This window comes from Sutcliffiella horikoshii, from assembly GCF_002157855.1.
Taxonomy (GTDB): Bacteria; Bacillota; Bacilli; order Bacillales; family Bacillaceae_I; genus Sutcliffiella_A; species Sutcliffiella_A horikoshii_C.
Map to the genome: position 1 here is coordinate 3,879,404 of NZ_CP020880.1, position 20,804 is coordinate 3,900,207.

At 41.5% G+C, this 20,804-nt stretch carries 16 protein-coding genes and 1 riboswitch; of the genes, 5 read left to right on the top strand and 11 right to left on the bottom strand.

Annotated features, from left to right (window positions below; all coding sequences use genetic code 11):
• Positions 1 to 65: 65 nt before the first annotated feature.
• Both B4U37_RS19755 and B4U37_RS19760 read right to left on the bottom strand, forming a co-directional pair.
• Positions 66 to 893 (bottom strand): carbohydrate ABC transporter permease, encoded by an 828-nt coding sequence (locus B4U37_RS19755; RefSeq protein WP_088019623.1) that lies wholly within the window; start codon positions 891 to 893, stop codon positions 66 to 68.
• Positions 893 to 1,861, bottom strand: coding sequence for a carbohydrate ABC transporter permease (locus B4U37_RS19760; RefSeq protein WP_244951501.1), 969 nt, complete (start codon positions 1,859 to 1,861; stop codon positions 893 to 895). Before B4U37_RS19760 ends, B4U37_RS19755 begins: the two co-directional genes overlap by 1 nt.
• 271 nt (positions 1,862 to 2,132) lie before the next feature.
• Here B4U37_RS19760 and B4U37_RS19765 point away from each other — a divergent pair, with 271 nt between their 5' ends.
• Positions 2,133 to 3,761 (top strand): diguanylate cyclase domain-containing protein, encoded by a 1,629-nt coding sequence (locus B4U37_RS19765; protein ID WP_198317052.1) that lies wholly within the window; start codon positions 2,133 to 2,135, stop codon positions 3,759 to 3,761.
• 190 nt (positions 3,762 to 3,951) lie between these two features.
• Complete coding sequence (locus tag B4U37_RS19770; RefSeq protein ID WP_088019625.1) at positions 3,952 to 5,331, top strand: Glu/Leu/Phe/Val family dehydrogenase; 1,380 nt, start codon at positions 3,952 to 3,954, stop codon at positions 5,329 to 5,331.
• Positions 5,332 to 5,469: 138 nt separating this feature from the next.
• On the opposite strand, the gene B4U37_RS19775 is transcribed toward B4U37_RS19770, so the two are convergent.
• Both B4U37_RS19775 and B4U37_RS19780 read right to left on the bottom strand, forming a co-directional pair.
• A complete protein-coding gene (locus B4U37_RS19775) occupies positions 5,470 to 5,958 on the bottom strand; it encodes a VanZ family protein (protein ID WP_088019626.1) in 489 nt (162 codons plus the stop codon).
• 146 nt (positions 5,959 to 6,104) lie between these two features.
• Positions 6,105 to 7,133, bottom strand: a complete 1,029-nt coding sequence (locus B4U37_RS19780) for an acyltransferase family protein (RefSeq protein WP_157663855.1) — start codon at positions 7,131 to 7,133, stop codon at positions 6,105 to 6,107.
• Positions 7,134 to 7,411: 278 nt separating this feature from the next.
• On the opposite strand from B4U37_RS19780, the gene galE reads away from it, so the two are divergent.
• Complete coding sequence (galE, locus tag B4U37_RS19785) at positions 7,412 to 8,425, top strand: UDP-glucose 4-epimerase GalE (RefSeq protein ID WP_088019628.1); 1,014 nt, start codon at positions 7,412 to 7,414, stop codon at positions 8,423 to 8,425.
• Between the two features lie 210 nt (positions 8,426 to 8,635).
• Positions 8,636 to 9,157, top strand: coding sequence for a competence protein ComK (locus B4U37_RS19790; protein ID WP_088019629.1), 522 nt, complete (start codon positions 8,636 to 8,638; stop codon positions 9,155 to 9,157).
• A gap of 145 nt (positions 9,158 to 9,302) precedes the next feature.
• On the opposite strand, the gene B4U37_RS19795 is transcribed toward B4U37_RS19790, so the two are convergent.
• Both B4U37_RS19795 and B4U37_RS19800 read right to left on the bottom strand, forming a co-directional pair.
• On the bottom strand, positions 9,303 to 10,235 hold the full coding sequence (locus B4U37_RS19795; protein WP_088019630.1) for a DMT family transporter: 933 nt from the start codon (positions 10,233 to 10,235) through the stop codon (positions 9,303 to 9,305).
• A 103-nt stretch (positions 10,236 to 10,338) separates the two neighbouring features.
• Positions 10,339 to 16,035: a pullulanase gene (locus B4U37_RS19800; RefSeq protein ID WP_245840018.1), complete on the bottom strand. Its 5,697-nt coding sequence runs from the start codon at positions 16,033 to 16,035 to the stop codon at positions 10,339 to 10,341.
• 362 nt (positions 16,036 to 16,397) lie between these two features.
• A riboswitch (cyclic di-GMP riboswitch) is annotated at positions 16,398 to 16,493 on the top strand.
• Between the two features lie 41 nt (positions 16,494 to 16,534).
• Between B4U37_RS19800 and B4U37_RS22645 the strand changes: the two genes are divergently transcribed.
• Positions 16,535 to 16,669 (top strand): hypothetical protein, encoded by a 135-nt coding sequence (locus B4U37_RS22645; RefSeq protein WP_281252759.1) that lies wholly within the window; start codon positions 16,535 to 16,537, stop codon positions 16,667 to 16,669.
• Between the two features lie 167 nt (positions 16,670 to 16,836).
• Here B4U37_RS22645 and B4U37_RS19805 read toward each other — a convergent pair whose 3' ends face one another.
• The 5 genes from B4U37_RS19805 to B4U37_RS19830 form a co-directional block, all read right to left on the bottom strand.
• Positions 16,837 to 17,262: a DUF4064 domain-containing protein gene (locus tag B4U37_RS19805; protein WP_088019632.1), complete on the bottom strand. Its 426-nt coding sequence runs from the start codon at positions 17,260 to 17,262 to the stop codon at positions 16,837 to 16,839.
• A 572-nt stretch (positions 17,263 to 17,834) separates the two neighbouring features.
• Positions 17,835 to 18,221 (bottom strand): SMU1112c/YaeR family gloxylase I-like metalloprotein, encoded by a 387-nt coding sequence (gene gloA2 / locus B4U37_RS19810; RefSeq protein WP_088019633.1) that lies wholly within the window; start codon positions 18,219 to 18,221, stop codon positions 17,835 to 17,837.
• Positions 18,222 to 18,307: 86 nt separating this feature from the next.
• Complete coding sequence (locus tag B4U37_RS19815; protein ID WP_198317053.1) at positions 18,308 to 18,847, bottom strand: hypothetical protein; 540 nt, start codon at positions 18,845 to 18,847, stop codon at positions 18,308 to 18,310.
• A 392-nt stretch (positions 18,848 to 19,239) separates the two neighbouring features.
• Positions 19,240 to 19,791: a hypothetical protein gene (locus tag B4U37_RS19820; protein WP_088019634.1), complete on the bottom strand. Its 552-nt coding sequence runs from the start codon at positions 19,789 to 19,791 to the stop codon at positions 19,240 to 19,242.
• Positions 19,792 to 20,281: 490 nt separating this feature from the next.
• Complete coding sequence (locus tag B4U37_RS19830) at positions 20,282 to 20,770, bottom strand: hypothetical protein (protein ID WP_198317054.1); 489 nt, start codon at positions 20,768 to 20,770, stop codon at positions 20,282 to 20,284.
• Positions 20,771 to 20,804 lie beyond the last annotated feature (34 nt).

The window sequence follows — 20,804 nt, forward strand, 5'->3', positions numbered from 1 at the left end:
TTTTAAATGAAAAATTTTATAGTAACTTGACAGAGGCCACATATAGGACGCGGCCCATGCTAAGTTTACTTAACAGAACCTGCGGCAATCCCTTTGATGATGTGCCTTTGTAAAAATAAGAAGAAAATGATGATCGGCGCGATACCCAGCATTAATGCTGCAAGCCCCATATCCCACTGCTTGGTGTATTGCGCGAAGAACGAGCTTGTTGCAAGCGGAATCGTTCTAAGCTCTGCTGTTTGCAGAACAAGTAGTGGAAGTAGATAATCGTTCCAAATCCAAAGTGTGTTCAAGATAACCACTGTAACCGTAATTGGCTTAAGTAGCGGAAATACGATTCTCCAAAATACCCCAAACTGACTGCAGCCATCAATTCGCGCTGCTTCCTCAATTTCAACCGGAACAGTTTTCACAAACCCATGATAGAGGAAAAGTGAAAGCGGTACGCCGAAACCGAAGTACATGATGACGATGCCCGGGATGCTATTAATAAGATTTAGTGCGCCACCTAGCTTCATCAATGGGATCATAACCGTTTGGAACGGAATGACCATCGCAGAAACAATGATGACAAATAATATTTTACTAAACTTTCCGGGAGTGCGGACCATTTTCCATGCCGCCATCGAACTAATCAGGACAATTCCGATGTTGCTTAGAACCGTGATGATCAGCGAGTTCCAGAAGGCACGCGGGAATTGAATGATTTCCCACACTTTTGCATAGTTGCTAAAAAGTATTTCTGTCGGCAATGCTGCCGCATCAATCAGTATTTCACTAAAACTTTTTACTGAATTTATGATGACAAAGTAAAAGGGAATGAGGAACAAGATAGCAAGTAGAATCCCTATGATTTCAAGCACAAAGGTTCTTTTCGTATACCTTTGGTCCATTATGCCTCAACCTCCCTTTTCTTTGTTGCCATTACTTGGAATGTCGTGAAGATCGCGACGACTACAAAGAAGATGATTGCTTTTGCCGTTCCAAGGCCGTATCGGTTATTCTGGAACGCTTCTTGATATATATTGATGGCCACTGACTGTGTGGAGTTGAATGGACCACCGCCCGTTAGACTCAAGTTCAGGTCAAATATTTTGAATGCCATCGCGATTGTAAGGAAGAAACAGATCGTGAAGGCCGGTAAAATTAATGGAATAATGATTTTAGTAATAAGGGTGAAGTTGTTCGCCCCATCAATTCTAGCCGCTTCCAGTAAGGAATTGTCTACTCCTTGAAGGGCTGCGATATAGATGATCATCATGTAGCCGCTGATTTGCCAAGCGAACACGATGACGATTCCCCAAAATGCCGTTGTTTCATCCCCAAGCCATGGTAGCTTAAAGAAGGATAATCCCGTAAGTTCTCCAACTGACGCAAATCCTCTGACGAAAATGAACTGCCAGATGAAGCCGAGCAACAGTCCCCCGATAACGTTCGGGATGAAGAAGACCGTCCTGAGTATGTTTTTCGTTTTTAATGCTGCGTTTAATAACAGCGCAAGGCCGAATCCTATCAGGTTACTGATGATAACTGCCGCGAACATAAATTTCGTCGTGAACATGAAAGAGTTGAAGAATACTTCGTCATTCGTGAAAATCCGCTTGTAGTTTTCTAGCCCCACCCATTCAATGGCGGAACTGACACCATTCCAGGAAGTAAAAGAATAATAGATTCCCATGAGGAACGGGATGATTTGGATAACAAAGAAAAAGATAAGTGCAGGGCCAACAAACGCCGTGTACGTTAAAATACTTTTGAGTTTAGCTTTCCTTCTCGGGTCGCCTTTCACATCATGCAACTTCGTCCTTCCTGAAGTGTTCGGCACAACAGGATCCACCTTAGATTCCATTTTAGTCTCCATCTTAACTCACTCACCGCCTATTTTGTAAACGCTTTCCTACATTATAAAACCCCTCCATCCCATTTCAGGGTCACTCAATTGACAACATAGGGGTACTGAATTGACAGATGAAGGTGGGGGGGTTCGACAGAGGTGACGAAATACCTGCTGGGGTCTGACCCCAAATTTTAATTTAAACAGTAATTTACAATAATTAATGATGCATTGAATATTCTGATATAATAGAGGTAAAATGGTATTTGAAATTATTTATTTGAAAAGTAGGAGTATCATGAATATAAAACAACAATTCTCATTATTTTTTGAACAGATGGCCGATATGGTCTTTTTGGTAGAGTGGAAAAGGAACGATCTATGGTACACCGGTGTAAACCCTTCTGCTCAACAGAAGCTTGGTATCGAAATGGTAGGCAGACGCTTGGTAGATGTTCTCCCTCAATCCGTTTTTACCTTACTGGACGAAAATTATACAAAATGCATAGAGTCAAAGCAGTCTGTAACATACTCAGATTTAAACTTATTTGTGAGTGATCTTCCTGCCTCCGAAACAAGCCTGACTTATATTGAAGAAGATGACAAAACATTTGTACTGGCGATTACCAAAGATATAAGTGACTTAAAAAAGAAAGCAGAGGATTATATTTTTCTGGAATCATTAGTGGCAAATACTGTGGATTCCATGCTTGTGATTGACACAGATGGAATAGTCTTGAAAGTAAATGAAGCCTTTGTCCAACAATTCGGCTGGAATGCTTCCGAACTGATTGGACAACCGTGGGAATCATTCGCCATTACCCCAAAAGAATTGAAAACGCAAACATTGGATACGTTAGCCCTTCTAATGAAAGGTCAATCCGTTCCTTCCCAAGAAACTGTCCGGCTTGCAAAAGAAGGGATTGCCATTCATACTTCCGTCAGCTATTCTCCCATCTTGAATGAAGAAAACCAAGTGGTTGCCATTTCCATGATTTATCGCAATATCCAGCATTTAAAAGAACTCGAGGAAAAGTTGGAAGAAAGCCATGATGCTTATAAATCATTATTCTCCTATCACAAAAATGCCGTTTGTATGGTAAATGAAGATGGGATTATTGAAAATATAAATGAGGCATGTATGACAATTACTGGCTTTCCTAGCGAAGTCCTCATCGGATTTAATATCTTGGAGTACGCAAAAGAGATTGTTCCAAATTTAGACCTTAATAAGACAAAACGCGGTGAGATCGCAAATTATGAGTTATCGATCCCAGATTCTAAGGGCCGTAACTTGTGCTTGTCCGTCACAAATGTACCTATAGTTGTCAAAGGTGTCGTAAAAGGGACATATATTATTGCACAAGACATTACGGAAAAACGAATCATTGAAAAAGAAAGGGAAAAACTACAAGAACAGCTTACCTTTCAAGCCTATCATGATAGCCTGACAGAGCTCCCAAACAGAAGGCTTCTAGAAGTAAAGCTAGAAGAATCGTTGGTAAACGTTCAAAAAAATGAAAGCATGCTTGCGTTGTTCTTCTTAGATTGTGATCATTTAAAGGAAGTGAACGACACTTTCGGACACGAAATAGGGGACGAGCTGCTCATTGCGTTCTCGAAAAGATTGGTGATGTCTGTTCGAGAAGGCGATATCGTTGCACGCTTAGGCGGAGATGAATTTGTCATCTTACTTCATGAAATAGAAGACATGACACAGGTGGATAAAGTTGCCTCTCGAATCCTCACAACTTTGGGGAGTCCATACTACATCCATGGTCACGAGATTCATGCCACCTCCTCCATCGGCATCTCCACCTACCCTGCCAACGGAACAACCGTCAAACAACTCTTCCGCCAAGCCGACCAAGCCCTCTACACCGTCAAAAACGCCGGCCGCAACGGATATCGGATAAGCGGAGTTTAGTAAGGTGTTGTGGTGAAGAGATGAAGAGATAAAGAGGGGTCTGACCCGCAGTCTATTAAAGCGCTCACGCAATAAAGAGTTGCCCGCTCCCCTTTCCTTTCTTGTTCCCCTGAGTGAAACCTTCTCGGGGGTTCTTCTTTTTGTTGTATGTTATACTTTTCAAATATACTGATAATAAGGAGTGGTAGTTATGGCTAGTCAGACGAGGAAGATTGTACAGGAGTCTTTGGATGCGTTGCTTGAGGATGCTGCTTTTTTGCCGGAGCTTGATGGGGTTTCCAGGAAGCAGGCTTTTACCTCCCTTGGTGCGATTCTTTCTACACCGAACCATCTACATAAATCATTTCTGCGAATTGCGCTAGAAAATGGAAGCGTTGTCAGAATTCCCGCGTTCCGGGTACAGCACAACAATGCTTTAGGGCCTTATAAAGGCGGGATACGCTTCCATGAAACCGTCAACGAGGATGAAGTCATTAACCTTGCCTCCTTGATGACATTGAAAAACGCCTTACATGACGTGCCTTATGGTGGCGGTAAGGGTGGTATCGTGCTGGATCCCCGTTCCTTTTCCGTGAAGGAACTTCATTTAATCTGCAAAAAGTATGTCCAGTATTTTAGCGATATTCTTGGACCAGATAAGGATATTCCCGCTCCGGATATGGGTTCAGGTGAACGAGAGATGGACTGGATGATGGCAGAATACAAAAGCATCCGTCCGGGTCAACCGTATAAAGGTAGTTTTACAGGTAAAAGTGTAATAAACGGCGGGTCCCTTGGCCGCCGCGAGGCAACAGGGAAAGGCGTTTACTTTTCTTTTCGTTACTTGCTGCATGATTTTTTAAAAGAACAGCGTAAATTTCTTACCAACAACGAGAATGTTTTTGCAAAAACGGCATTGGAGTATGACGGAAGCCCGCTGACAATTGCGGTTCAGGGATTTGGTAACGTTGGATCTGTTGCGGCACTGGAGGCTTACCAATGTCAGCACCTGCAAAATAAAGTGGTAGCTGTAAGCGATCGAAATGTCACTTTATACAATTCGGATGGTCTTGATATCCCATCATTAGTCAAGTTCGTCGCACTCAACGGCGGAGACCTTCCAACTACTGAGAATCAATTAGAGGATGCTCAGATTAAAGCAACCATTCGTGATAGAGGGGACATTTTATATTTTGATGTGGACGTCTTGATTTTAGCTGCACTTGAAGATCAAATACATGATACCAATAAAGAAAAAGTAAAAGCTCGGATCATTGTCGAAGGCGCCAATGCACCAGTAACAAGCGAGGCCGATGAATACTTAAGTTCCAAAGGCGTCATTATTATTCCGGATATCCTTGCTAATGCAGGTGGGGTCATTGTGTCATATTTTGAGTGGATGCAAGGTAGGGAAACCCAATTCTACACCGAAGAACAAGTATTCAACCTCCTGCTCGAAAAAATGAAAAACACCATGAACACCATACTGCCAGCCTTCTTCGGCGACCCCCACCCACTAAGACAAAACTGCTACATCCACTCCGTCATGAAACTCTCCACCGTCCTTTACAGACAGGGGAAACTTTATTGATGTGTAGAGGTAAAGAGGTAAAGAGGGGTCTGACCCGCTGTGCGTTAAAGCGCTAAAGAAAGCACCAAAAAAGCCGAAAAGAGGAAGGGTCTTCCCTTCTTTTTTTCGGCTTTTGGTTTATGAGATTAGTTGTGTTAGTTAGTTAGATCGCTCGTTTTTCGTTTTGTGTTTTCCGCCTAACCCTCGGCTTATGATGGCATAAAGGGCGATACCCACCAAAGCACCTGTGCTATCAAGCAGTACATCACTTACCTGGCCGCTTCTGCCTGGTACGAAAAGTTGATGAACCTCATCAGAGATGGCGTAAAGGACAGAAATAACAAATGCTACTCCCATGCTCAACCAACCACGTACCCCACTCCTTCTTACTGCATTCAATGTAAGAATCGCAAGCAGCATATAAGCAAAAAAGTGCGCATTTTTTCTAACAAAGAAACTGATTTCGTCCATCTTAAATTCTGCATCAGGTGCGACTTGTTCTACAACCTCGTTCACCCACTCTGTAATTCCCCCGCTCAAACCTGCAGACTGTTCTCCGTGCTGAGCAGAAAGAAAGAAAATCAACGCCATCCAAGCCACAACAAGCCCCCATGATAGCACCGCGACTACTTTTTTCTGAAATTGCATGATACTACTCCCTTAAAACTGTTAATATTTTACTAGACATTAAGCTAGTATAGCACATCCCTTATCCTTACTCCACTAGGGAATGATACAGAAAAAAGAAGCGAAAAATGCAGATACCATCTCTACATTTTCCGCTTCTATGTTAACTAGGCAGGTACTTGTCCACCTGATAATTTATCTTTAGGTTTTGGCGTATGCCTAATCTGCCCCACAATAAATTTACCAAAAGGAATCAGATTAAATATTCGAGCAATTAATACCGGAATAACTATTCCTGCAATAAACAAGATAATAACATACAGTCCCATGTTCATTTTGGGCAACACGGAATGAATCAAGTCAAAACCTAGGTAGTGTAATAGGTAGATTGGGAAAGAATATTTGCTGATAAACATAACAATTTTCGGTACTTTTTTCACAAAAGAGAAAAGATAATAAAATAAGAAAAATAGTGCGACTGTGTAAAACATGATATCAAATCTTACAGATGTAAGCTGATCTAATTTACCGGTCGTATAGTTATCTAGTAGATACATAAGACTGCCTATTGATGCAATAATTGCAATTGGAAAGCCCCATTTTCTAAAATCCTTCACTTGTTTTAAATATCTACCTACATAATAAGCAACTGTAAAGTAAAAAATCCAACCTAGAAATGGTACCCGTACCAACGAATACCACTCATGCATAATTGGTGGCATCATATCAAAATTGAAGTTGGCAGTATGAAGATATCTTGCATTTATGAAAAACGTAACAGTAAGCATAATCAACGCTGGCACATTTTTGAATACTTTAACAAAAAGCGCATGAATAATCACAAATTGCAAAATGATAATAATAAAATACCCATGCCAATACGCATATTGGATATTGGTTAAGGTAGTATCCAATACTGTCATTGCACTTGAACTTGTAGTAGCAATTTCATAAAGTGCGTAAATAAAAGGTATTGTTAAATATGGGAAAAATAAATACAAGAACCTTTTTTGAAAAAACTTTTTAGGCAATCGGTCCCAATACGTATGACCAAGTATAACTTCAAATATCAAAATAAACATGGGTGTAGCAAACAACAATGTAATTTGGACAATCTTCATGATATCTATTGTAGACTTAGGTAAGTCATAGTTTACATAAGTTCTAGTAACAGCATGTATGAATACTACACTCAAGCAAGCAAGGGCACGAATCCAATATAATTCGTTTATATGCTTCTTCATATGCCCCCTCCTTTTTATGACAATCCACTATAGGTTAACACGAATTCTGTCGAAAGCTATTAGTAATGAGAGTTTGTAATATGAAAGTAATAGTACAGACTTTTCATTTTTGCTAAAAAATTGTTTTTGGTTGATACCATTATTTTCAAGCAATCGACTAAAAAAATGAAACTATCTAAAAGATATGTTAAAATTGAACAAAAATCTGTTTCTTAATGGGGGATCTTCAGATGGCAATTTTAGTTACCGGTGGGGCTGGATATATCGGAAGCCACACTTGTGTAGAATTATTAGATGCAGGGCATGAAATTGTAGTAATAGATAACTTTATGAATAGCAATATGGAGTCTCTACGTAGAGTAAAGGAGATTACAGGTAAAGATTTTCCTTTTTATGAAATAAATCTTTTAGATAAAGATAGAGTAGCGCGTGTTTTTCAAGAGCACAACATAGAGGCTGTTATTCACTTCGCTGGTTTAAAGGCTGTAGGTGAATCGGTAGAAAAACCATTATTTTATTATCATAACAACATTTCAGGTACTCTTTTATTACTTGAAGTTATGCACCAATTTGGTGTCAAAAATATTGTTTTCAGTTCATCTGCCACTGTTTATGGCTTACCAGAAAGTGTTCCAATTTCGGAAAGTTTTCCTTTAAGTGCTACCAATCCGTATGGGCAAACGAAATTGATGATTGAACAAATTTTGCGGGACTTGTTTGTCTCTGATCAGCAGTGGAGTATCTCACTTTTACGTTACTTCAACCCAATCGGTGCTCATGAGAGTGGATGTATCGGCGAAGACCCTAATGGCATTCCAAATAATTTAATGCCATTTATTACTCAAGTTGCCGTAGGAAAATTGCCACAGTTGCAAGTATTCGGTAATGATTACAACACGGTGGATGGTACTGGTGTACGTGATTATATACATGTAGTCGACCTTGCGAAAGGGCATTTAAAAGCATTGGAAAATATTATGAAAACAACAGGTGTAGAAGCATATAATCTTGGTACAGGCAGCGGCTACAGTGTTTTACAAATGGTACAAGCTTTTGAGAAAGCATCTGAGAAAGAAGTTCCTTACAAAGTAGTTACAAGACGTCCTGGTGATATCGGGGAGTGCTTTGCAGATCCTACTAAAGCAAAAGAGGATTTAGGCTGGGTAGCAGAAAAAGACTTGGAGCAAATGTGCCTTGATTCTTGGAGATGGCAAAAGAATAATCCAAACGGATACGAAGCTTAAAAATTAATTTCACATGACCAAAGGCATTGCAGCACTCTCTGCAATGCCTTTTATCTTTTAATACCTCTAAATTTATACAAATCTAAACAATTTATTACAAATTATCACAATTTTTTAAAAAACACTAGGAAATATTACCCATAAAACTATATAATAATACTTGTAGCGCTTATTACAAATTTTAGGCGTATGGGAGGGATCTAGGGAGCTATGGATAAACAAATGAATGTGATTCAACAGTACCAAATTAGCCTTACGACGATGGCATTGCTGTCGAATAGGCATCCTCAGTATCAGACAAAGATAATAGATATTGAGGGAGATTTTTTAACAGACGAAACAGCTAGAGAAATCTTACACAGAGGCTGTTTGAATGATTGTTGTACGTATGAGGGGCGGAGGGTTGCTACCATATACTTCACCAATTATATTCAAAAAACTCCTATCCTTATTGACGAAGCTGAAGGGATAATTGCTATCCCAACGCATTCACCAGAGCAGGATGCCTGCTGTTGGTTGTTCCTGCAACATCTAAAACATGTGGAAGCTGTTTCTCCAACAAAATGTATCGTTGTGTTCAACAACCTAGAAGAGTTGGTACTGGATGTATCTGCATCAACCATTTATGAACAAGTAAAAAAGGCTTCTGTAATCCTGACCCGATTTTGCTCAAGTAAACAGTTTAACTTTTCACTTAACCCTAAAGTTAAGCGTTCACGCAATAAAAGGTAATGACAAGTTTACACCATGAATTAGTAAGATATTGCTGCAACCTATTGGGGAATATGGTTACAACAATCTGTTACTAATATACTCAAACCAGGGCTCTCGGTTTTAGAGATCCCTGGTTAATCACTTAAGCTCCGGCATAATAAGGTCATTTTTCTAGACCTTGTAAGGGTGCAACAGTGCTTCCTTCCATCTTCTCCCCGCGCTCCAAAACCCCAGATCCTAGCAATACTCCTCCAACGATTAGCACAAGACCTATCAAATGGAAGATTGTCACCTTTTCACCAAGCATAATCACTGATCCTACGAGGGCAAAAAATGGAGTGAAGTTTAGAAAAATGGACGCTTCTGCCGGGCCGATTTTACCAATGATAAAGTTATAGGACATATGACCAAATGCAGTTGCAATAATGGCCGATGTAAAGAATGCCAACCATATCTCCTTAGATAAGGTTGCAAACTCCTTTATCGCCCCAGGTTCTGTGATTAACCCAATAACCAACAAGATTCCTGCTCCAATGACCAGCATGTATCCCGTCAAAAGGCGTGGATCCAGTGTTTTTGCAAGTTTACTTATAAGAATGAAGCTGAACGCTTGAGTCAATATGGACAAGAAAACATAAATATCCCCTATATTGACTTCTGATATACCATTGCTTCCTACAAGAGTGGTGACTGCAACACCTGCGCCTCCAAGGATAAAGCCCGTCCATCTTAGAAAATTTGTTTTCTTTTTAATGAGGACGGTCGCTATCAGAGCAGTAAGAATCGGTCCCGCTCCTAAAATAATTCCTGCATTTGTGCCAGAAGTCCCTTTAAGTCCAAGAGATAAAAAGTAGTGATGACAGACAACATTTAGAACAGTAGCGAGTAAGATGTATTTGGCTTCCCTTTTTGTTGGTAGCCTTACAAGTTTGAAAATTGCCAGAATCATAAAAACGGTAAGTCCTGCTGTCATGACACGGAAAGCTGTCATCGTAATCGGACTTAAGTTCCCCACAAGGATTTTAACCAGTGGAACGTTCATGCCCCAGAAGATCATGATGAAAAAAAGCGTTAGATAGTATTTGGTGTTTTGCATAGTGGGGGCTAACTCCTTTTTTGTTTTCACCTATCGTAACATAATTCAATCAAAAAAAGAGTGTGAATCTAACGTTTTCACGCCAGTCCACACTCTCTCTTAATTACTTACTAAACCCCAACCTTCTTCTTCCCAGATACATCACGCCACCAAACACTACCATCACTGCTCCAAGCATGAAGAAATTGAAGGTGGATGTTGCGGTAACAGGAAGTTTGTTGCCTTTACCAGGATTCTCTCCACTTTTTCCAGGAGGTGTTTTCCCCTTGCCTTTCCCTTTGCCAGGGTTTTCTCCACCTTTACCAGGTGGTGTCCCAGGCTTATTACCGTTTCCGTCGCCAGGATCTTCGTCCCCATCCCCCGGGTCCGTTCCTTCCTGCTCGCCAACTCTCACGACAACCGTTGTCAATGGCTCAAGCGTAATGCCTCCTGCAGTTAATTCAAAACCACTCGGCTCCGAAACTTCAACCACTCCAGCCTCATCAGCATCAACCACTACAACACCTTCTGTTAAATCTTGCTCCAACGTTAGTGTTCTAGCAGAGGTGTCCGCATTAATAAATGTGTAGTACTCAACACCAGCAGTGGACACACTCTTGAACGCAACAACTAAGTCTTGCTCCTTGATTTCAGGTGCTGTAACCATCGTTACATTGGAGTCCACCAATTTACGCTCGCCTAGACGGAATGCATCGCTAGAACGACGCAATTCAATTAAACCTGTCGTGTATTCACGTGTCACATTATTTACTGGATATTTCTCAGCATCTGTAGCCTTTTCCCAATCGATTCGGTTAATGATATCCGAAGAATCATAGGAATCGTGGATGAAATATGGATAAACGAACGGGTTTCCTTCAGAGTCTGTCATATAAGTAGACTTATATGGCGCATCCATTGCTTCCGCTCTCCATTGCTTTGTGCGTCCAAACTCTTGTCCTGCATGCAAGAATGCTGTACCTTGAGACGTCAGCACCATTGCATTTCCTATACGAATTCGTTTATGAATCTCTAAACTGTTTTCCGGATCTTCCGGATCTTTTTTGATAGATTGCGCAATTACATCATGCAACGTCAAATTGTCATGTGCGGCAATGTATTGAACCACATCACCCGGATCATCCGCTTCAAAGTTATACGGCTGTCCTTTGATGTTATCGAAAATTTGCTGTACGTTACGCGCTCCGCCTGTGAGAAAGCGTGGCTGTCCTTCGCTTCCGAAGCCAGATTTCAGCTCGTTACGGAATTCATCAGAGAAGCTTCCAACTGCTTCCGTATCTTTCATCCATTGCTGGTCAGCCGCTTGAACCGGCTCCCCTTCGTCACCGGCAAATGTTACCCAGCCTTCGCCGATCATGACGATATTCGGGTTCAATTTTTTCGCTTCGTCAAAAGCAATTTGAATACTTTCTGCATCATGGTCGCCCATCATATCAAAGCGGAATCCGTCCACTTTGTACTCGTCCACCCAATGCTTGATGGAATCCACCAGCACGCGGCGGGACATTTCATGAGTCGTACCAAGACGTCCGCCACCGAAGCTTGTTCTAGGCGTTCCGTCTGCATCCATGAAGTGGTAGTAGTTCGGTACAAGGTCCTCAAAAATATGAACCTGTGCCGTATGGTTGAACACCACATCGAGTACCACACCCATGTCGCGCTTGTGAATCTCGTTAATCAGATTCTTGAATTCTTTAATTCTCAGTTCCGGATCTTCCGGGTTCTCCGAATACATGCCGGATAGGGAGAAATAACCGTGCGGGTCATAGCCCCAGTTGTAATTCGTCCCGGTAGAAGCATAATCTAGCATGCGTTCGCCAGACTCAAACTCATTACTAAAATAGTAACTCATGACAGGAAGCAACTGAATGTGCGTCACACCAAGGTCCTGAATATAATCCAATTTCTCTACAAAAGAAGCAAATGTACCGAATTGTGCTTTCAGATCTTCCCCAATGTTCGGGTCAGACGTAAAGTCGCGTACATGCACCTCGTAAATGATCGTATCTTCTCGTTTTTCAAAGCCAGGGATGTCGGCATAATCAAGCTCAGGTCCGATGGAACTCACATCGACTATCGCCGCTTTTCCAATCTTCTCGCCTGCTTCATTGTTCCATGCTGCCATGGATTGTGCATAAGGATCCAGTGCTAGATTCGTTACTTGACCATGTGTAATTTCATAGTGGTAATAGTAACCTTTCAAACTATCAAGTCCTGTATTATCCTTAGATAGTTTTACTGACCAGACACCACGGTCTCCTTTTTCCATTTCAATCGTGTCGACGACTTCATTTTGGTCAACTTTGTCATAAAGAACCACAGACACTTTGTCTGCTTTTGGCGACCACACTTTTAACGTGGCCGTTCCGTCCTCATGCAATTCCGCTCCTAGCTTGCCGTCATAAGCATACATTTCATCTATCAGTTTCCAGCCTGATTTGGCAGAAACCGTCACATCACCATAAGTGACATCAAATGGAATCTTCTCTAAGTCAAATTCTCCGTGAACATGGACAGTTTTTTCGTCCTCAACTGTTACATCTGTAAATGAAACATCATTTCCATCTACATCCACGATTTTCAACTGTTCTTTCAGTTCTGCTAAGTCTAAGTCCTCAGTTTTTGAAAAAGTTAGAGTGATTAGTTTATCGGACAAAACCTCTCCGGACACAAGCGCTAATGGTACTGTTCCGTATGGATTCGTGTAAACCTTATCCTCGCCTTCTTTTACAAAAAGTTGGTTGTATTGTTGTAACATTTCAAACGTCATATCTCCCGTTTGCGCACCTGATTGTTTGTTCACAAAAAGGAAGCCGATTTTGTTAGCATCTTCTTTTAACTTGATGTCGTAGTAAGCACCGTATTTTCCGATACCTGCTGCATCTGCGGCACCATTCGGCCAGCCGTCAGACGGAGCTTCAACATCCTCCCAATTCCATAAACCCCAACCATCATAGTCGGCGTTTGTTCTTTCATAATGAATGCGGACTGTATTTTCAGGCAGGTCAGCCGGTTCATATAAAAATACTTCGTCAGAGCCTTGCTTGATCCAAACCTCATTCATGTCCGGACTAAAGAGTTCTACCCCTTTGTCGCCGCCGTCTTTATCACCATTTGTCGTGTTCAAGACAAGGAAGTTAACATTTTGTGCGCCTTCTGCAAGCTCAACATCAACATATGCACCATAGTCTGTTACATTTTCAGCTTCAAACGGTGTACCGCCTGATGGCCAGTTTTCAGAAGGTGCTGCCACATCTCCCCACAGCCATAGGCCAAGGTTTTCGTAGCTGTTGTCTGTGCGTTGGTAGTGAATGCGAAGCGTGTTTTCACCGATTTCACCTGGTTCTGTTGGTTCTTCTTCCACTGGTGGTGCTTCGTTTTCCACTTCAAGCAGGACCGTTCCCCCGTCTTCCATCGCTGGAATCGTGAAAGTCACTTGTCCTTCTTCATTCGCTTCGTATTCCTGACCAGAGTAATGGTCCGTCACCATTGCTTCTGAGGAGCCGAAGTTTAGGGTAACGTCTTTAACAGTAGCTCCCGTGTTCAACCCTACATAAACGGAGTTCTCACCGTATGTACGGGAGAATACCAAGTATTTGTCACTGTCAGATCCCGCTACCTTCTTGCGGTCTCCTTTCGCAAACGTGTTCGGATTTTCGTTACGGAATGCCAGTACTTTTTGGTAATGCTCTAAAATTTCATTGCCTTCCACGTCATCCCATGGCATGTTCTGGCGGTTCGTATAATACGGATAATCGTTCTTGCCAGGCAACCCCAGCTCTTCTCCGTAATAGATAACAGGCTGACCTTTTGCCGTCAACTGAAGGGATGCTGCTACTTGATACTTGCCAAGGTCTCCCCCAACAAGCTCATAGAAGCGGTCCTCATCATGGCTTCCTAAAAATTGACCGAGTGTTGCTGTGTTGTTCAGTGTGCTATTGCGGTCTTCAAGCTTTTGCTGAACCGCATCTAGCTGTCCATTTGCAAAGTCTTTTGCATAATTTTTAAAATCAAAATCCAGTAAAGAGTCCATCATTCCACTGTTCAGGTAGCCTTGGTCGTCATTAACATTTGCTCCCCAGGCTTCCCCAATTAGCTTGTGCTCTGGCATCTCTTTCGTTAATGCATTCTTAAACGCCATCCAAGTCGTGTCTTCCACGTGTTTAACCGTGTCGACACGGAAATAATCAATGGTGTTGCCTTTTGCCGTTCTGGATTTTTCAATCCAATCTGTCTGCCATTTTACAATTTGTTCACGTACATCTGCGTTTTCAGTAAGAAAATCTGGAAGACCAGCCAGCTCACCACGAACTGTATCTGTTCCGCCGTCACGCAGCATTCCCTCAAAACGTGCACGGTCCTCATCTGTCGGGAAATTCGCCACACTGCTGCTATCACCTGGTTTCAATCCATAACCAGTGTGGTTCACCACCACATCGACCATGATCTTAATGCCGCGTTCGTGGGCTTTATCAATCATTTCGTGGAAGTCTGCCATGGAACCGAAATGCGGGTTTAATTTTCCAAAATTATCCGCCCAATAGCCGTGGTAAGCATAATATGGAGTTTCTCCGTCTTCGTTGTGTCTCACATCATATTTAATGTTATCAACAACCGGACTAATCCAGATTGTGTTGATTCCAAGCTCGTCCAAGTAATCAAGTTTTTGCGTTATTCCTTTAAAATCCCCACCCTGGTATGTACCAGACTTGCTTGTGTCGTAGCCAATTCCATGCGGATCATTGTTACCTGAATCTCCATCAAAAAATCGATCTGTCAGCATAAAATAAACAACCGACTGATCCCAATCGAAATCTGCCTCTTCGCCTGTGAAGGTACGCGCCTGAACTTCTAATGTGGCAGACCCTTCGTGGCGGTTTCCGAACTCATCCATCGCAGTGATAGGCAAGGTTTTCACACCTGCTGTCACATTTTGCTTTACCGCAACTGTCAATTCATTCAGTGCAGGATCGATGATAACTTTCTCGTTTCCACCAATTTCTGATAGATTAATAGACATTTCACGGATTTTCGTCTCCGTTTCTGATTCGATGTCTACTTTCACCACAGCATTCTGGTTATAATTAATCTTTGCCGGTGTAGCAGAACCAGTCAGTTTAACGTCTGAGGTAACATACTTCACAACAGACTTTTTATCCACTGTGTTATACGGGTCTGATACTTCCTTTGTTTCTCCATCCACCGTTACCAAATAAGTATATTCATGCTCGCCTGTTGGAAGCTCGTTCACTGTATAAGTAAAACGCTCATTCTCCGGCTCAGCAGTCATTTCAAATTTTTCACCTAAAATGGATAATTCAACTTTCTCGACCTTGTCCATTTCGCCTGCTGCATACAGGTCTTTATCCCGGAAAAAAAAGTCTGCGCTTCCGTCCGCGACAACTGGTGCACTGCCGTCAGGGATCTGCACAAATTCTTCCTGCTGACTAACTACATTTACCTTGGTGATGTCATCGATTTTGTTGAATGGAATATAGCGGTCCTGATCAAAATCTTTTTGATCCCAACCGTCACCTTTTCGAATAACAAATCCAACTCTTTCTGCTGTATCACTTACTGCGATATGAGCATACGCCTTTCCATTTTCGAATTCCGTAAAGTCTATCTGGTCATCTTTCACACCAGTCCCCCAGACCCACAGATTCCAGCCTTCATACTCCCCATCAGGCCTTTCATAGCTGAACACAATCCGTTTCTCCCCTGTTTCGGCTACCGCTTTAGTCGGTAGGTAACCTGCAAACATGGAAACAACAAGAAGAACGGAAAGTAATACAGCCATACCCCTTTGAAACCTTCTTTTCATATCCCCTGCCCCTTTCGTTATCTCAATCTCGACATCACATACCATGATGACTGACTTGCTAATTTGTGGAAGCGTTTGCACATCTAAGTAGGATTCACCGAATCAGGAAACCGTTTGCGCAAAGTTGCACAAAAAGCAGCCTCCCAACTATAAACCTACAAATTTATGCAAACGCTACCAATATTCTACTTATAACATACTATGAATTCTGAAAACTTTCAATGAGTTTTTTGAGGTTTTGGGGACAGGCACGCCGACAAAATGTGACAAAACACCCCAAAAGTCCTATGTCATTACACCGTCTAAAAGACTACAATAGGAATGTACTTTTCATAAATCATGGAAAAAGGCAAAACTAGTGAAAGCTAGTGACGCAAAACTAAAGGGACTTAAGTTTGCTTTAATTCAAGCAAACCAGTTAGCCAGTTACCCGCACCAACCTCCGTTGATTTATGAGTGAAAAGGAGGTCCTGCTATGAAGACGGTAAGAAACTTACAGTACTTCTGGCACAATATGAGATCCCACTACTACACTGTCATTGCTGAAGATTGTCTGGACAAAGACATGAAAAAGCAATTAGTGGAAAAAGCGGATTCCCATAGGCTATAAGCAATTCAATGCAGAACAAAAATTCAAGATTTAACTTATTAAATCTTGATAGACAACTAGATAAACAGACAGACGAAAAGAAGAGGCCTCCAGTTGGGGGCCTCTTTGGTATTGAGGGGACAGGCACGGGGACCCAAATGGGTCACGGTGCTTGTCCCTTCTGCTCTTTAAATATGTTGTTCTGTTACTTTCGGCTTTCTTGCAAATGCCATGATTCCTGCGATTAAGTAAAGGATTGCCGGGATGAATCCGAATCCGATTGTTCCGATACCAATGACGAGTGCTGCTAGGATTAGCATGATTCCTGCAAGTACAGGTTTTTTGTTACCTTTAATGGCGATGATTCCGATTACTCCTAGAACTAGAGAAACAAGTCCGACAGTTACCATAGTCGGTCCTGCTATTGCTAAAATATCCATGAATGCCGTCATATCCATTTCTCCCATAGCTGGATCGGTAGCCATTTCATCTTCCATAACCTCTGCAAATTCAGGATCGGACATCCCTAAATTCATCAATACCCCGAAAAGAGCTGTCAATCCACTCATAATAACGGCAATCACTGTCATAACTATCTCTGCTGTACGTTTCATTATCATTTCCTCCTCTTTTTATGTAACTAACTGTTGTCGCTTTTCCTTATATAAGTTATACGTAGATTAACTCCATAAGGTTTCAAACTTCACCAACTAATTTTATCACGCCAAAATAAAGGATAAAATAGTAAAATATTATATTATTTTTCCATAATTAGTATTTCATTCTGTGTCCTCTTGCGAAAATTCGCTAAAAACCACCTCAAACCGCGCATTCCCATGCGGAAAATGTAGGAATTTTTGTTGTTTATATCAAGTTAATAAAAGGTATTTTTAAAGTATAAAAGAATAAAAGAAAAATACGAAAGAGGGGAAAATACCATGAAAATTAAAGTGAAGAGCTGGAGAATGTTAACTGCCCAAGATAAATTGTTCATCCTTAAAGCGATTAGCCGCCAATCCCAAGTAAAAGTTAGCGCATAAAAAAGAGAACAGGTCTCTTCCCATTCCCTCATAATAAACATCAGAAAAAATCAACTTTTACTTCTACAAGCAAGGCCTGCTAATTTAGCGCAAGACCTGTTCTTTTTGACATAGTTGCTGGCATCTATATTTTTTAGCATCCTTGCTTAACTTTCATAAAGTTCAATCGGCAGCCCGTCTGGATCAGAAAAGAAGGTGAATTTTTTGTTCGTGTACTCATCCGTTCTTATCGGTTCTACTTGTACTCCATTCCCTTCTAATTCTTTCACTGCTCCAGATATATCAGGGGTTTGAAATGCCAAGTGACGAAGTCCCTGTGCTTCAGGATAACTTGGTCTTATTGGTGCATCTGGAAAAGAGAACAGCTCCAATTGCGTGCCCCCTGGGAGAGCAAGGTCTAATTTGTAAGAATCTCGCTCCTCACGATACACCTCTCGGATAATGGGAAAGCCCAACAGGTTCACGTAGAAATCTTTGGAAGTTTTATAATTAGAGCAAATAATAGCAATATGATGGATGCCAGTAAGCTTCATTATGTACCCCTCTCTTTCTTTTATTATACAACAGAAAGTTTAACGTAGACACAAAAATAGGACAGTTTTCACCGTCCTTATCTTGCTTAAAATTCCGCTGCCTCAAAACGTGTACTGAATGAAGGAGCATTTTCAGTCAAGCGTCCTGGAGTCGTCGAAGTGACAAAAACCTCTACAAGGTCACCTCCCTCCAATTGAAGAACCGTATTTACATTGACTGCGTTGACGAACGGGCTGAATTCACCCCAATAATCGTTGTCGGCAGCAACGGATACGCCATTTACTCTGATTTCCACACGAACACGGTATGCCAATTCCTGTGCATCTGGCACAAACGTAACCGTCCCTGCAACGTAATAAACACCGCTGCGGCGAGGAACAAATGTGGAGTTATTGGCATTATAGATGTTGCCAAAATCAAACTCTTCTTCCTGAAACAAGACCTTATAAAAGGTATCTGCCTCTTCAATACGCTGAATCTCGCTACTTACTGCACGGAATGCAGCTGTCTCTCGCTCTGGGCGTTCTCCACCACAGTTAATTTTGATGGTTTTATTATCATCATGATGCTTATGGGAGTGTTGTTCGGAGTCCATGTTTTCACCTGCATAATGGTAGTGTTTCAACCTTTTCACCTTCTTCTATGATTGGCACTTCGCATCCTAGCAATGACCCTTCCCTCCAATGTTGATACTGATTCCGAAAATGTTCAGGTTAAAGTTGTTTCCGCACTTATTACAATGATGCTTCTCTTTGTGTTTTTTTGGTTTGCATTCTGCTTTGTGATCATGTTTTGAGCTAAGGTAGTAATAGCATTTCATCTGTTGTCGCACCTCCTTTAAAAGGTAGGTATTGACAGACACCAGATACTCTACCTTTTCTATTATTCTATGTAAGTTGTTGCCGGATGCATGGACGAATGCCGGTAAGGATGAGTGGAATTTGATAGATTTGATAAGTCATTCCGCATTAATTTTAGGAAAAAAAGCAGAGAGGATCCCCCTCTGCATTTAAAAGATTACCTGAATCTTGCCGCTTCAAAGCGAGTGCTCAATTCTGGAGTATTTGCTTCGATCGTACCTGGAGTAGTGCTTGTGATGAAAACCTCTACTAGATCGCCAGCTTCTAGTTGGAGAATGGTATTAACGTTAATTGCGTTCACGTACAAGAATTGGTCATCGATCTCTGCCCAGTAATCGTTATCCGCTGCAACAGGAACACCATTAACACGAATCTCTACACGGACGCGGTAAGGGACAGTGCCATCGTTTGCAAGAAACGTTACCGTACCTGCCACATAATAGACACCTGATCTGCGAGGAACAAATGTGGAATTAGTAGAATTGTAGATACCGCCAATGTCAAACTGCTCATCTTGGAAAAAAACTTTAAAGAACGTGTTCACTTCTTCAATTGGCTGAGGCTCTGAGTTTACTGCACGAAAAGCATCTGTTTCACGGTTGCCATCATCATTGCCATCATGACAGTTCACTTTAATGTTGATATCCGTTTTACACTTTTGGACCTGGGTTGTTTGCTGGTTGGGGCTGTATTTGTAATAGCATGACATACATATTTCACCTCCTTTTAAACTGAAGGAAGGAAGACTAACCCTATTCCGTAACAGGGCATCTTGTCCTCTATTTTCTCTATTATTCTATGAGAAAAAGAAAGAATTGATTGGGTGGATGGAGGGGAAAAAAATCATATATTTTTATTCATAATTTTTTTTGAATTACCATATATGTAGTCGTGAACTTTTTTACACGGAGGCTCTTATGTGGGTAATATTACTGGGGATACTATATTTATATTTTGTTTTTCAGGGGAATTTGTGGGGGATAATTGTGGTCATTTTGGCCACCGCAGTATTACTTCCTGGCTTTCGTAGGGGAACGCCAACTTCCGCAGACACAGTCACGGAGCCTCAGCTTCTTGAAAAATATAAACAAGGGGACATCTATGGCCATTACTCCGATCCCCTTGCCCTGCTTGATCAAAAAAAAGAACGTGAAAAGCTAGAGTCAGAGGGGAGGAAGAGGATTTAGATTGATCACTTATTAAATCCCTATCATTACTACGATTTTTCCCTCTACCACCACATAGCTTTTTATTTTACCAACAGGGATCTTACGGACAATGTCCCAACCATTAAAATCAATCCTGATATGACCGCTCTTATAGGTAAGGTGCGGCGGCTTGTCGAAGATACGTTTATTGAGAATGCTAAGATTCAAAGGTTTCAGTTTCACAATCTTAAAGATTAGCTCTCTTCCTTCCATTTGTATTGGCTGTAACGTGATGGAAAAGGCGACATCTTTTTTGGCCAACTTGAGGTCCGCTTCCGCTTTTCCGGAGACGATAATTTCACCTTGTTTAATTTCCACCGTAACTTCTTGCAGTTTTTCGTTTCTTCGAAGGAGCTCTTGCAGCATATAGGCTGTAATTGGGACCGGGATGCCTTTGCTGTCTTTAAGTTGATAGACGCCACTCTTTAATTTCTCGTAAAAATCCATGGGAGATCGCCTGCCTTCTTGGTATTTTACCATTGACTAATAAGGTGCTTTATTCGTCATCCCAGAG